Genomic DNA, 13,432 nt, shown 5'->3' with positions numbered 1-13,432 from the left:
CGCTCTTATCCTGAAATGAGGTAACTGGCGATCTCTTGATTGAAATTTATGTACAGAAAAGCGCAGCTCACCGAGCTGCGCTTTTTGTTCTCTTTACTTGATGAGAAAATCAGTAAACGATCTGTATTTTAGATGCATTTTTTACGGCATCTTCAATCGAATCTTCGATGGTTTTGCGTCGAGTAAGGATGACGCCAAGACGTCGACGACCGTCGATTTCCGGTTTACCAAATAAACGTACTTGAGTTTGTGGTTGTGCGAGTGCGGCCGCTAGGTTGTCAAAGCGAATATCGCACGATGTGCCTTGGCCAAGAATAACGGCTGATGCGGACGGACCATATTGAACGACATTGTTGATTGGCATGCCGGTAAAAGCACGAACGTGTAATGCAAATTCCGACATTTCTTGTGAAATCATCGTCACCATGCCAGTGTCATGTGGGCGAGGAGACACTTCATTGAAGATCACCTTGTCACCTTTCACAAACAACTCTACGCCGAAGATGCCGTGACCACCCAGTGCGTTTACCACTTTCTCCGCGGTATATTCCGCGGCTTTTAATGCGTTTTCAGACATAGCCTGTGGCTGCCATGACTCACGGTAGTCTCCATCTTCTTGGCGATGGCCAATAGGTGCACAGAAGTGAACCCCGTCGACTGCTCGAACGGTTAAGAGTGTGATTTCGTAATCAAAGTCGATAAATCCCTCGACAATAACGCGGCCTGCGCCTGTTCTGCCACCTTCTTGTGCATAATCCCAAGCGGCTTGAACATCTTCTTCTGTCTTGATGATGCTTTGGCCTTTACCTGAAGAGCTCATGACAGGTTTAACCACACAAGGGATACCGACATGCTCGACGGCAGCTTTAAAGCTAATGAAACTGTCTGCGAATTGGTAAGGGGATGTGGTTAAGCCAAGTTCTTCTGCTGCAAGGCGGCGAATGCCCTCACGATTCATAGTGAGCTTGGTCGCTTTCGCAGTCGGAACGACGTTTAAGCCTTTCTCTTCAAGCTCAACCAATTTGTCTGTTGCAATCGCTTCAATTTCTGGAACGACGTATGCGGGTTGCTCTTTTTTGATGATTTCTTCTAGTGCTTGGCCATCAAGCATATCGATAACGTAACTACGATGAGCAACTTGCATGGCTGGCGCATTTGCATAGCGGTCACAGGCGATGACCTCTAAGCCCAAACGTTGACATTCAATTGCCACTTCTTTTCCTAGCTCGCCAGAGCCCAAAAGTAATACACGAGTAGCTTGATTGCTAGTAGCAGTACCGAACATAGTGTTCCCTTAAAAAATAAAGTGATGAAACCGAATTTGCGGGGGATCATACTGAATTTTTATCATGAAGCAAACGTTTGCGCATGGTTTTTAAAAATAAAAAAAAGGCTCCACTAAAAGCGGAGCCATGCCTTAAATGCGTTGGGTAGATTAAACGTTCACAAAAGTGACCGGAATATCAGGGTTTAACGCTTCAAGCGTGGATTGTGTATCGGCTAGATGGCTGATTTTCCCTTGCGCATTCTCAACGAGTGCAGCGGCTTTGATGTTATCAAACGTTTCACCGGCAAGCAGGATCTGAATGAGCGCAACTTGCAAAGGTGGAAGGCTTGGGTTGAATGCGGCATTTTCCGCGTAAGCACCTTGGAACACTCGGCCATCTTCCATTTCTAGTGCTAGACCACTTAAATTGTTTGTATATGGCGCGTGGCTTATGTTCATCGCATCGACCGCTTTCTGGATGAGCATATCGTCTTCATCACAAGTAAATTGATGCATGACTTCTGCCATCAAGCCAGATTCGATGCCAAGATCTGCGGGTCCAAATGCTTCTGGTAGATACTCGTGTAGAGATTTCTCTTCTCGCTCTGGTAGCTGAACTTTTAGATCTTTTGCTGTTGATAGTTCGTTCATGAACTGGCGACAATGACCGCAAGGGCTAAAGTTGATTGTGATGTCTTTAACACCACGTTCGCCTTTCATCCAAGCATGGCTAATCGCAGATTGTTCAGCATGGACGGTTTGACCGAGTTGAACACCGAAAAACTCCATGTTTGCGCCGAAGTATAAGCGGCCGGAAAGACCACGAACAATCGCACCGACATAGAATTCAGAAATAGGCGCATAAGAGAACGATGCCGCAAAAGGAAGTAGAGCAACACGAAGCTCTTTATCAGACATGCCTGTCGCTGCAAGCAATTGTGCGAACTGTTGCTCTGAAAGAGTGGCATCAAAATCGTCCGCTTGTACGATAGGAGCAAGATGTTTTGAAAGTGCTTCTGGAGCGCTTGAAAGCGCCTGTTCAATGCGACGTTTCATGTTGAATCCTTGTTATTGCATGGACAGTTATTCTATGCGAAAAGTGAAAACGTTCCGTGCTTTAGATCACGTTAATGTGTGTAATGTTAATAACATTTACATAATTAGAGTGAACTCACACATGCATTCGATTGCACAGAAGTGAAATGTTATGCCTATCACAGTAAGTCAGAAACACATTATCAAGCTTGATAATCCTTTGAATAAAACGTTTTTGACAGGGATTGGTGTTATTCAGTCCTACAAATAACCATATCAACTTTCGTGCATATTGCGAATTTTAAGGAGAAATAGAGTTGGATTTTGCTGTTTTGGGAAAGTGAGGATGCCCAAGGGTGAGAACCAACTCGGGCATATAGAAAACCAAGGAGTGATTATTGGGATAACCACACCGCTAAAGCAAAGAAGCTAGGGGCAAGAATCGAAGTGATGATGCCACATAACACGAGAGCAAGAGATGAGAACGCGGCATCTCCTGGCTGTTTCTCAGCGCACGTCGCGGTTCCTAAGGCGTGTGAAACCGTGCCCATAGTCAGGCCTCGAGCGATAGGGTGCTTAATTCCGATAAGATTGAATATTGGGTAAGCCAGAATTGCCCCGAACAAACCCACAATGAGAACGAGGATTGCCGCAACGGCCGCTTCCCCCCCAAGATGACTTGAAATTTCCATTGCGATAGGCGTCGTCACGGATTTACCAACAAGACTTGCGATTAAGCTAATATCTGCTTTAAAGGCAACAGCGATGAGTGTTGCGGTTAGCATTGACATCACACTGCCCAGCGTACAAGCGAGCGCGATGATGCGCCAATTGGCCTTGATTTGGGGTAATTGCTCGTAAAGTGGATAGGCAAGAGCGACGACTGCTGGTTGCAGCAGGAAGCTAATGTATTCATTGTCCGCGTAGTATGTTTCAAATGGAACGTTGAGAAACATAAGCAATGGGATCAACACCGCAATACTAATCAATAGCGGATTGGCAATCGGGTTGTTCACTTTGATTGCAATTTGGCGAGCTACGAAGAAAACAACAATAGTGACAATTAACCACATATTAGTTTTTCTCCTTTAGCAAATAATCCAGGAACCAAGCAAGACTGACTAACACAATGAGCGATCCACCTACGGCACTCGCAAAGATAGGAAGTGCATTGGCAATCAACATATCGAAGTGTTGCATTAGGCCAACACTGATCGGGACAAACAAAAGGATCATGTAGCGGATAAAAAGTGTGGCGCCCGGTTTGACCCATTCTACTTTAACAAGTCCAAGAGCCATGGATAAAAAGAGGACAAGCATTCCTAGGACACTGCCAGGAACGGAAATGCCAGTAAATGTTTGGATGGTGTTACCGATACCAAGTGCTCCCATAATTAATGCAAAGGAGATGAGCAAATGGATCAGTTGTAAAAGTCGGTTTTTAATCATTTTGACAGCATATAAAACGACAAGCACACCCGAAAGTGCGCTTGAATAAGGAAAGAAGTTATGAGGCTAGACTCTCTACATAACGATAGACTGATTTTAGTATTGCTATCTTTTTTTCGTCACTTTCATGTTCGTGAACTAAGTTTTCTAAATTAAGCATGTACTCTTCGATTTGGCTTTCGAAAACATCACGACAATGGAGCGTCCAGCGTCTTTGTTCTTGTTCATCTAACGTGTTTGGATAATGACGTGCTCGGTAGCGAAATAGCAAGGGTTTAATGCGTTTATCGCCAAATTCGATATCAAGCGCCGCGAGATTGATAGGATCAGTTTCGCGAATGATGTCCATTGCTGCACGATCGGCGGGTGAGAAGAAACCATCATAAAGCTGTGTATCAACATCATCACTTTTTTCAAACTGACGCTCAATAGAGAATAGGTTGATGAGCTTCTCACGAATTTCTGGGTGTTGACGCAGCAAGGCAAGGTTATCAAGACATTTCTGACGATCAATGCCAATGGATTCGGCATTTTCGGCCGTCAGCGTTTTCGCTGGAGCAAGAATAGGGCACTTGTTTAAATGAACAAGTTTTACCGGCACAGGCAGTTGACCGCCTAATTCTTCACGTTTGGTGTATAAGCGTTGGTGTAACTCTTCTGCCGACAGCTCAAGAATTGGTTGAGGATCTTTTGCCAAATCAATCGTGATAACCGCATTATTATTGGTTGGGTGCCAAGCGACAGGTACAATCCAACTGGTGTACTGACACTCTCGCCCTAACATGCCAGAAACGTGCATTAATGGCGTCATGTTGACGATATCGACTAACTCATTAAGTTTTCGCTTATGGCGCATTGAGTAGAAGTAGTCGAAAAACTTAGGCTGTGCGGCTTTGACTTTTTTGGCCATTTCAATGGTAGCGATGACATCTGCCATTGCGTCATGGGCATTGCTGTGTTCAATGCCATTTGCCACTGATAAATGCTCTAGCTTAAAGCTCGTAAAGCCCTCTTCGTTTTCTGGCCACTCCACGCCCTCAGGACGTAAAGCGTGACAAGCACGCATAACATCGAGTAAGTCCCAGCGCGAGTTACCATTTTGCCAACTCCATGAATAAGGGTCGATAAAGTTTCGGTAACAGGTGTAACGGGTGACTTCGTCATCGAAACGAATGCTGTTGTACCCAAGACTTGTGGTATTTGGCTTAGAGAGCTCAGCGTGAATTTTAGCAATAAATTCAGGCTCAGAAAGGCCCTCTTGCATTGCTTTTTGCGGTGAAATACCGGTAATTAAAGCGGCCTCTGGAGATGGGAGGTAATCCGCTGGTGGTCGGCAGTACATCACCAAAGGTTCGCCAATGATATTAAAGTTCTCATCTGTACGAACGCCAGCAAATTGGCTAGGGCGATCTTTGGCTGGGCTTGTTCCCCAAGTCTCATAGTCGAAGAAGAAGAAAGTGGGCTGATTGTCTTGGTGCATGATGCTTACCGTTTACGGAACCGATGGCAGTATTAGACCATTCAACGCTTTGACTCGCAACGAAAGATGAAAGAATCTACGGTGAAAAGCACAGCCGTAAATAAGTGCCACGTGAACGTTCAGCACGCGAACTTTAAAAATCTACGCAAGCTATGAAAAATGGAGGTGCAGTCAGGGTAAACGAGAAGTTTGTGTCGCTAATCATAGTGCGCGAGCAGGTTCATCATTTCGTTGCGGTGTAAGTAAATGATCGGCTCTTCTTGGTAACTGAACACTTGATAGATCATTGCTTTGGCGACATCTTGAGCGGCTATCGGAAGAAAGTTGGCTAATTTCCCTAACATCACTGGTTTAATGATCTTAAAAATGCTTTGAATGATCTTCTCGTCTGTTCGAGGATTTTCTCGTTGACCAACCAATGGTCCGGGTCTTACGAAGACTACTTCATCGAACCCCATTTTTTCAATGTTCTTTTCCATGTGGCCTTTGCAAGCTAAATAGTGGGATGAAGAAGAGGCTTTGGCTCCAAGGCTAGAAACCACCGCTAAACGCTTGACGCCAATCATTTTCATTTGCTGTGCTACTTTACACACCAACTCTACATCGACTTTGCGCAGCGCTTCTTTACTTCCAGCTTGCTTTAATGTCGTGCCTAAGCAGATAAATCCGATGTGAGGAGAGGGTTTCTGTTCATCCCAATCATGAATGGACAATTCTGCGTCAATGATAGGGATGATCTTGTTGTGAGGATCGCTGACTTCGCTCAGTGCTCGACGAGATAATGAGTAAAGCGTGTGAATACTTGGCTGCGCAACTAATGTGGACATGACCTCTTTGCCAACTAGCCCTGTTGCGCCTGCAATAATTACACAGGTATTTGAATCATTACTCATTGTCTTCTTCCTCATAGAGAACAGATGCTTACGCTATTGTAGCGTATTTAATGAGTTAAGTACTTTTGTTACGTTAAATCGTGTGCAGGGCCACATGTTTGAGGACTGAATCTCATTCGATGAATTGGTGGTTTTCAAATATATGGTTTGCTCTTAGAGCAGTTTGGTTCTTTGTGTGAATCATTCTTGTGAGAGAGCGTAGCTGGTGCGGACGCAAAGAATGAACAAGGCCCACCAAATCGGTGGACCTGTACTTTAGGACAAGGACAACGGAACGGAACGTTTTTGGTTTTTGGGTTTAGGTTTGTCTTTTTTAGCTGTGCGATGGGTTTGATTTGCAAACATAGATCCTCGCTTATTGTTGTTATTGACTTATTTGTTAGTGCATTTAGCGATTGTAATAAACGAATGCATTCGACGTGCCAATGTTATTGTGGGGCGACGATTTACAAAGTTTTGCAAAATAAAATCAAATCCAGAATTTGACGGTTTGATAGTGCATGGGTTGGTTAAATTACTTTAAAATCAGTATTTTGAGTTGTTTTTCATGTCATTTTTTTAAAGCTGGCGATGCGTGTGAATGTGGTTATCATTGATGGCCTGCCGCGCTAATTGTTCGAGCGAGGAAAGCATCTTTGAGGGGAAACATATTCGTTTTATTCTCAAATTGAAAAAATGCGTTTCAATTTGAGAAAGTCGGATGAAAATGAGCGGTAGCAAGTTACACTTAGCAGGTTTACTCAATGAACTTCGAGATTTTCAGCGACAAGGATGCTGTATAAATATCGATTTTGGCGCACTTTTGCGGACACACGATCTTTGAATTTGTCAAAATTTGCTTTGTCGCGTATTAAAGGCGCGCCAATTGCATTTGCTTGTCAGTTACACATAGTAATCGTTACGCAAATGAACAGTTCCACAAGCGAATAGTTACCCAAGGTAAGCGAAGTCGGTGAAAGGCCGCAAAGCTTCATTTTTTGCTGAGATTGAACGAACTTAGAAAAGACGTTTCCGTTGCTCGTCAAAAATAACAAGAAGGAACCATTATGATGGATCGCTCTTATGCTTTAGAAATCCAAGCGCGTATTGATAACAAAACCAAACCTATCGGTGCGCTCGGTCTCCTTGAAAAGGTGGCGTTAGAACTGGCTCTTATTCAAAGCCAAGATAAACCTAAGGCGGCAGAATATATTGAAATTCGTAAGCCAACGATGCTTGTGTTCGCAGGCGATCACGGTATTGCGGAAGAGGGCGTCAGTATTGCACCTAGTGCTGTCACTCAACAAATGGTGGCCAACTTTTTGTCTGGTGGTGCTGCGATTAATTGCTTTTGCGACCTCAACCAAATTGAGTTTAAAGTGATCGATTGTGGCATGTTGTCGCCAATTGAAACGCTTGTTCCTGATTTCAAAGCTCACCCAAACCTAATTGAAAAACGATTAGGTAACGGCACCGCAAACTTTGCGAAGCAAACTGCGATGTCCTTAGAGCAAGTTGCATTGGGTTTGGAGTATGGTGCAAAGGTCGCAGAGCACAGCATACTCAATGGGTCAAACTTGTTGATGTTCGGTGAAATGGGTATCGGAAATACAAGTTCTGCGTCTGCGTTGCTCACCGCATTGAGTCCTTTAGAAGTCGACCACTGTGTTGGTTATGGGACAGGGATTACTCAAGCGCAACTGAATCACAAAATCAAGTTGGTAGCGCAAGGCGTGAGTCGTTGTCGTGATTTGGGGACTAAAGAAACCTTGGCGCAGGTTGGAGGATTTGAAATCGTCCAAATGGTGGGCGCTTTTCTAGAAGGGAAACGTTTGAAAACGCCAGTGCTGGTCGATGGTTTTATTGTGTCCGTTGCTGCTTATGTCGCGATACTTCTCGATGAAGAGGCACGCGACTATATGTTGTTCGCTCATAACTCAGAAGAAAACGGTCATAAGTTTGTTTTAGAGTGCCTGCAAGCGGAGCCGCTACTAGACCTTGGCTTGCGTTTAGGGGAGGGTACAGGCTCGGCCCTAGCACTACCGTTAGTGAAAGCAGCAGCGCAGTTTTACAATAACATGGCCAGTTTTGAGAGTGCGGGAGTAACGGTTTAGTGTCTACTCTCAACAATACATCATCACTAGTAAGCTCGCTGCGTTATCAAGGCGAGCTTTTCTTGTTAGCCGTGAGCTTTTTTAGCCGCTTAGCTGTACCAGAAAACTTACCTTACAGCGAAGCGCGCATGAACCAAGCTGGACGATATTTCGCACTTGTTGGCGTAGTGCTTGGTTTACTCTGTGCCGCGTTGTACTCACTTACGGTGTTACTGTTCCCTCACACTGTCGCGATTGTTTTGACCATGGGCTTTAGCTTGCTGTTGACCGGCGCATTTCATGAAGACGGGTTAACAGACATGGCCGATGGTATTGGCGGAGGGATGACGGTTGAACGACGCCTGATGATAATGAAAGACAGTCGTATTGGTACTTATGGTGCAGCGACATTGGTTATGGCGTTACTCGCAAAGTTTGTATTTTGGAGTGAGTTAGTTTTTGAACCCCAATTTTGGCTAATTATTGTCGTGGCTTATACCGTAAGCCGAGCAACCGCCGCGACGTTGATTTATGACATGCCTTACGTCAGTGATGCTGATACCTCAAAAAGTAAGCCTTTAGCAAATAAGCAATCGACACTAGAAGTGGCGGTACTGCTCTTTACTGCTGGTGTTGTTGGGTTGTCTCTAGGGATAACACTGGCGGTTCTGATTGCGCTTGTGCTGTTGGTTTTTCGCGCCATCTTTAAGGCGTGGTTACTGAAACGTATTGGTGGCTTCACCGGAGATTGCTTAGGTGCGGCTCAACAGCTTTCAGAACTACTGGTTTATCTTACACTTATCGCATATTTTCACCTTTCATGAAGCAACTTATCTTAGGCGGAGCACGCTCCGGAAAATCAACCCTAGCAGAAACCAGAGCTAAGAAAACTGCTCAAGAAAGAGGCATGAAGCTACACTATGTCGCTACCGCGTATCCATTTGATGATGAGATGCGGGAGCGAATTGTTCATCATCAAAAACAGAGAGGGGTGGGCTGGAAAGAGCATGAATGTACGTTGCATTTAGCGGAGAACATTCGTGGATTTTCTTCAAATGACGTGGTGTTGGTGGACTGTTTAACGCTTTGGTTGAATAACTGGATTTTTCAGTTAGGTGATGAGTGCAGCAATGACAAGCTAGAAGTACAGATCAGAGAATTGGTCAAAGCGGTAAGTGGATCAAGTGCGACACTCATTTTTGTCTCGAATGAAGTCGGCATGGGCATTGTGCCATTAGGTCAAGTGACTCGGTATTTTGTTGATAATGCAGGACGAATGAATCAGCAATTGGCGCAAATTTGTGACCGCGTCACCTTTGTCGCAGCAGGCCTGCCCCTTGAATTGAAATCATAGGATTTAATGAGATGAAAACGCTAAATATTTATTTGCTACGCCACGGAAAAGTTAATGCCGCCCCTGGGTTACACGGACAGGCTGATTTAAAAGTTGATGGGTCAGAGCAAGTTAGCATCGCCCAAGCGTGGAATGACACGGGCAAAGAGATTGGAGGAGTCATCAGTTCACCTTTGTCTCGTTGTTATGATTTGGCACAAATGCTTGCAGATCGACAACTGCTTCCTTTATGTGTAGAACCGAATATTAAAGAACTCGATTTTGGCGATTTTGATGGCGTACCTTTTGACATGTTGGCAGAGCATTGGAGCAAGCTGGATGCCTTTTGGAAAGCGCCAGCGCATCACACACTGCCAAACGCCGAGTCTTTAGATATGTTTGCTGAGCGTGTAACTTGTGCATGGTCTCAAATAATCAATGATATCAATGACAACTTGCTAATTATCACGCATGGTGGCGTAATAAGAATAATTCTTGCCCATATTTTGGGTGTAGATTGGCGCAATCCGCGATGGTATTCGACATTAGCGATTGGGAATGCGTCAGTAACACATATAACCATTACCATCGATGACCAAATTTACGCCTCAGTTCGTTCAATAGGCGTACCAATAATGGAATAATTTTGTTAGTCACGGAAGATTTCCATCTGTACTTTGCATTGGAAATGTAAGGAAAGGTGGGATGAATTACATCAAAAGGAACCAGAAATGACGACTCCAAGCTGGGATTTATCTATCGTTTATAACGATCTCGCTGACCCTAGAATTCAAGATGATATTGCGTTAGTTGAACAATGTATTGACCTTCTGAACAAGCAGTCAACGGACTGTCATTCGGTGGAGGTGATGCAAAATGCAATTTTGACCAGCGAAGCCGCAAGTCGCTTGGCGGGTACCATTGCAAATTTCGCCAACTGCTATGCATCCGTCGATGCAACTAATGCAGAAGCTAAAGCGCTACTTGGTCGAATGACACGCATTTTCTCTGAGCTCTCTCAAGCTTACAGCGCATTTGATCTGACGCTGACGCACGCTGATGATGAGTTTATTGCTCGCGTACTTGACCACGAAAATCCAGACATCAGCGGTCAAGCATTTTCCATTGCAAACGCTCGTAAGTTGGCGGATACGCGTTTAAGTACAGAAGAAGAAAAACTGCTTGCGGCGATGAGCGTTGATGGTAAATCCGCATGGGGCAAACTCTATGATAACTTGACTGGATCTTTGAAAGTCAAGTTGGACTACGCGGATGGCAACAGTGAAGAGCTCGGTTTTTCTCAAGCAGCGAGTATTCTTTATGGTTCAGAGTTTGACCGTCAGGAAGCAGCATGGCGAGGCGTTCAAAAAGCAATGGCAACGCATCAAGAATCGTTTGCTGCGATTTTAAACGCACTATCTGGTTGGCGTTTGACAGAAAATAAAAAAACGTTCATCAAAGCGAGAGGTTCACTTCTTAGACCCGAGTTTGCACGGTAGTCGCATTAAGGCAGAAACACTTGATGCGATGATGAGTGTTGCCAAAGACAGCCGTGATATTGGCCAAAAAGCGGGTTTATTGATGGCCAAAGTGCACGGCCTTGATGAGATGAAACCGTGGAATCATCTTGCTGCTATGCCAGCTTTAAGTGGCGATGCAAAAGTGTATGACTTTGATGAAGCCATCGACGTTATCTGCGAGGCATTTGAAACAGTTAATCCAGACATGTCTGAGTTTGTTCGTATGATGGTGCAAAATGGTTGGATTGATGCTGCACCAAATGCTAACAAGCGTTTAGGTGCCTACTGTACTAAGTTACCAGCAACGCGCACACCTCTCGTGTTCATGACTTGGAGTGGCAGTCGTTCTGATTTGATGACGCTTGCTCATGAACTTGGTCATGCATTCCACAACTGGGTGATTCGTGATTTGCCGCTTTGCCAAACGTACTACCCAATGACGTTGGCAGAAACCGCCTCGATCTTTGCAGAGAATATCGTTCGAGATCACCTGATTTCGAAAGCGGAAAGCGTGGATGAAAAGCTCGAAATGCTTTGGGAAGAGTTGTCTTCTGCTCTGGCCTTGATGGTTAATATCCCAGTTCGTTATGAGTTTGAAAAAGCATTTTATGAGCGCCGCCAAGAGGGGGAACTCACTGCGGAAAACTTCTGTGAGTTGATGTCGGATACTTGGAAAGATTGGTACGGGAAAGTAATGAGTGAAGCGGACCCGTATTTTTGGGCAAGTAAACTTCACTTCTCTATTTCTGGTGTGAGTTTCTATAACTATCCGTACTTATTTGGCTTCCTATTTAGCAAGGGAATATACGCGCAGCGTGACGCGAAAGGGGAGCGTTTTTACGGTGATTATGTCGAGTTATTACGCGATACTGGTAACATGATGGCAGAAGATGTAGTCGCAAAGCACTTGTCGATGGATTTGACTCAACCGGAGTTTTGGCAACAGAGTGTGGAACTCGTGCGTGAGAAAGTCGACGAATTTGAGCGGTTACTTTCACAGCGCAGTGAATAAGTACACAAACCGTACGCAAAGTTGATCAAATCATAAGGATCTTAAGTAGGGCTGTGGTAAAGTACACAGCCCTAACACTTTGTAATTGTTTGAAAAATAAACGCATCAATACTTGAAATTAGCGTATGGCGCGGAAATAAATCGGATTTTCGATAAAATTGTGGGCTGCTATCCATAAGTGGGATCGCCACAACATAAATTCACTGTACAATTTATTAACATACCCGCCGTGCTATTAAGGAGTAACGCATGACGAAGTCTCTTTTTCGCCAATCGTTTTTAACTGACACGTTAGATGTACACATTGATGTTGCACCGGCGGAACAGGTTCTGGCTAACGGTGTAAAACTTAAACTTTACCAGCGTGGTGTACTTGAGGTAATCCCTGCTGATTACACTCAAGATACCAAGAACATCATCATCTCATGTGGCATTCATGGAGATGAAACCGCGCCGATGGAGCTGGTGGATTCAATCATTAAAGATGTAGAATCCGGCTTTCAAAAAATTGATGCTCGTTGTCTATTTCTTATCGCTCACCCAGAATCTACACTGGCGCATACGCGATTTCTTGAAGAAAACCTCAATCGTCTGTTTGATGAAAAAGTACATGAGCCAACCAAAGAGCTTGTGATTGCCGATACGCTTAAGTTTTTAGTGAGAGATTTCTATCAAGGTACAGCGACAGAAACACGTTGGCATTTAGATTTGCATTGCGCGATTCGTGGTTCAAAACACTACACGTTTGCGGTGAGTCCAAAAACTCGACACCCAGTTCGTAGCAAAGCGTTGATTGATTTTTTAGACAGTGCACACATTGAAGCGATACTGCTTTCGAACTCACCGTCTAGTACGTTTAGTTGGTTTAGTGCAGAAAGCTATGGCGCTCAGGCATTGACGATGGAACTAGGCCGCGTTGCCCGTATTGGGGAAAATGATTTAGATAAACTCACTGCATTTGATTTGGCTCTTCGTAACCTTATTGCTGAGACTTCTGCTGAGCATTTATCGAAACCGTGCATTAAGTATCGAGTCAGTCGAACCATTGTGCGTTTGCATGATGATTTTGATTTTATGTTTGATGACAATGTTGAGAACTTTACCTCGTTTGTGCATGGTGAAGTCTTTGGGCACGATGGTGATAAACCATTGATGGCGAAAAATGACAATGAAGCGATTGTTTTCCCCAATCGACGTGTTGCGATAGGGCAACGAGCGGCCTTAATGGTGTGTGAAGTGAAAACGCGCTATGAAGATGGTGAATTGGTCTACGATTAATCCCAGTCAGCTCATTTAGGTAAAATGAGCCGTCGAAGTCATTTGCAATTTACTGAGGCTTAACTGTATGGTTAGGCCTCATTTTTATTTATC

At 44.4% G+C, this 13,432-nt stretch carries 11 protein-coding genes and 1 pseudogene; 6 read left to right on the top strand and 6 right to left on the bottom strand.

All coding sequences use genetic code 11. From position 1 onward, the window contains the following. Positions 1-109: 109 nt before the first annotated feature. The 6 genes from purT to KHN78_RS00825 all read right to left on the bottom strand — a co-directional run bounded on the left by purT (position 110) and on the right by KHN78_RS00825 (position 6,124). Complete coding sequence (gene purT, locus KHN78_RS00850) at positions 110-1,285, bottom strand: formate-dependent phosphoribosylglycinamide formyltransferase (protein WP_211919321.1); 1,176 nt, start codon at positions 1,283-1,285, stop codon at positions 110-112. A 150-nt stretch (positions 1,286-1,435) separates the two neighbouring features. Then, entirely contained in the window at positions 1,436-2,323 is an 888-nt protein-coding gene (cdd, locus tag KHN78_RS00845) for a cytidine deaminase (protein WP_128811004.1), read from the bottom strand. A gap of 374 nt (positions 2,324-2,697) precedes the next feature. After that, positions 2,698-3,375, bottom strand: a complete 678-nt coding sequence (locus tag KHN78_RS00840) for an LrgB family protein (RefSeq protein ID WP_211919319.1) — start codon at positions 3,373-3,375, stop codon at positions 2,698-2,700. Position 3,376: 1 nt separating this feature from the next. Continuing rightward, positions 3,377-3,751 carry a CidA/LrgA family protein gene (locus tag KHN78_RS00835; protein ID WP_128811003.1) on the bottom strand — a complete coding sequence of 125 codons (375 nt, stop codon included), beginning with the start codon at positions 3,749-3,751 and terminating at the stop codon, positions 3,377-3,379. Positions 3,752-3,809: 58 nt separating this feature from the next. Beyond that, complete coding sequence (gene sbcB / locus KHN78_RS00830) at positions 3,810-5,231, bottom strand: exodeoxyribonuclease I (protein ID WP_211919317.1); 1,422 nt, start codon at positions 5,229-5,231, stop codon at positions 3,810-3,812. Positions 5,232-5,428: 197 nt separating this feature from the next. Next, a complete protein-coding gene (locus KHN78_RS00825) occupies positions 5,429-6,124 on the bottom strand; it encodes an NAD(P)H-binding protein (protein WP_211919314.1) in 696 nt (231 codons plus the stop codon). A 1,046-nt stretch (positions 6,125-7,170) separates the two neighbouring features. On the opposite strand from KHN78_RS00825, the gene cobT reads away from it, so the two are divergent. From cobT to KHN78_RS00795, 6 genes and pseudogenes are all read left to right on the top strand, one after another. Further along, complete coding sequence (gene cobT / locus KHN78_RS00820) at positions 7,171-8,217, top strand: nicotinate-nucleotide--dimethylbenzimidazole phosphoribosyltransferase (RefSeq protein ID WP_411912341.1); 1,047 nt, start codon at positions 7,171-7,173, stop codon at positions 8,215-8,217. Then, positions 8,217-9,020, top strand: a complete 804-nt coding sequence (locus KHN78_RS00815; protein WP_211919305.1) for an adenosylcobinamide-GDP ribazoletransferase — start codon at positions 8,217-8,219, stop codon at positions 9,018-9,020. Before cobT ends, KHN78_RS00815 begins: the two co-directional genes overlap by 1 nt. Next, positions 9,017-9,550, top strand: coding sequence for a bifunctional adenosylcobinamide kinase/adenosylcobinamide-phosphate guanylyltransferase (gene cobU / locus KHN78_RS00810; protein ID WP_211919303.1), 534 nt, complete (start codon positions 9,017-9,019; stop codon positions 9,548-9,550). Before KHN78_RS00815 ends, cobU begins: the two co-directional genes overlap by 4 nt. An 11-nt stretch (positions 9,551-9,561) precedes the next feature. Next, the gene (gene cobC, locus KHN78_RS00805) at positions 9,562-10,173 is read left to right on the top strand and encodes an alpha-ribazole phosphatase family protein (RefSeq protein ID WP_211919294.1); all 612 of its coding nucleotides are present in this window, start codon (positions 9,562-9,564) and stop codon (positions 10,171-10,173) included. Between the two features lie 87 nt (positions 10,174-10,260). Next, positions 10,261-12,061, top strand: a pseudogene (locus tag KHN78_RS00800) (M3 family oligoendopeptidase). A 249-nt stretch (positions 12,062-12,310) separates the two neighbouring features. After that, on the top strand, positions 12,311-13,339 hold the full coding sequence (locus KHN78_RS00795) for a succinylglutamate desuccinylase (RefSeq protein WP_211919292.1): 1,029 nt from the start codon (positions 12,311-12,313) through the stop codon (positions 13,337-13,339). Positions 13,340-13,432: the final 93 nt, after the last annotated feature.

The sequence above is a fragment of the Vibrio sp. B1REV9 genome, from assembly GCF_905175395.2.
Classification (GTDB): domain Bacteria; phylum Pseudomonadota; class Gammaproteobacteria; order Enterobacterales; family Vibrionaceae; genus Vibrio; species Vibrio alfacsensis.
The sequence above is the reverse complement of the archived record's forward strand: the minus strand, read 5'-3'. Positions and strand labels throughout refer to the sequence as shown.

What these genes read in the sequence shown, in the direction of transcription:
- KHN78_RS00835 (WP_128811003.1), bottom strand. Translation starts at nt 3,751, where the DNA reads ATGATTAAAAACCGACTTTTACAACTGATCCATTTGCTCATCTCCTTT.
- cdd (WP_128811004.1), bottom strand. Translation starts at nt 2,323, where the DNA reads ATGAAACGTCGCATTGAACAGGCGCTTTCAAGCGCTCCAGAAGCACTT.
- cobT (WP_411912341.1), top strand. Translation starts at nt 7,171, where the DNA reads ATGATGGATCGCTCTTATGCTTTAGAAATCCAAGCGCGTATTGATAAC.
- sbcB (WP_211919317.1), bottom strand. Translation starts at nt 5,231, where the DNA reads ATGCACCAAGACAATCAGCCCACTTTCTTCTTCTTCGACTATGAGACT.
- cobU (WP_211919303.1), top strand. Translation starts at nt 9,017, where the DNA reads ATGAAGCAACTTATCTTAGGCGGAGCACGCTCCGGAAAATCAACCCTA.
- KHN78_RS00795 (WP_211919292.1), top strand. Translation starts at nt 12,311, where the DNA reads ATGACGAAGTCTCTTTTTCGCCAATCGTTTTTAACTGACACGTTAGAT.
- KHN78_RS00840 (WP_211919319.1), bottom strand. Translation starts at nt 3,375, where the DNA reads ATGTGGTTAATTGTCACTATTGTTGTTTTCTTCGTAGCTCGCCAAATT.
- cobC (WP_211919294.1), top strand. Translation starts at nt 9,562, where the DNA reads ATGAAAACGCTAAATATTTATTTGCTACGCCACGGAAAAGTTAATGCC.
- purT (WP_211919321.1), bottom strand. Translation starts at nt 1,285, where the DNA reads ATGTTCGGTACTGCTACTAGCAATCAAGCTACTCGTGTATTACTTTTG.
- KHN78_RS00825 (WP_211919314.1), bottom strand. Translation starts at nt 6,124, where the DNA reads ATGAGTAATGATTCAAATACCTGTGTAATTATTGCAGGCGCAACAGGG.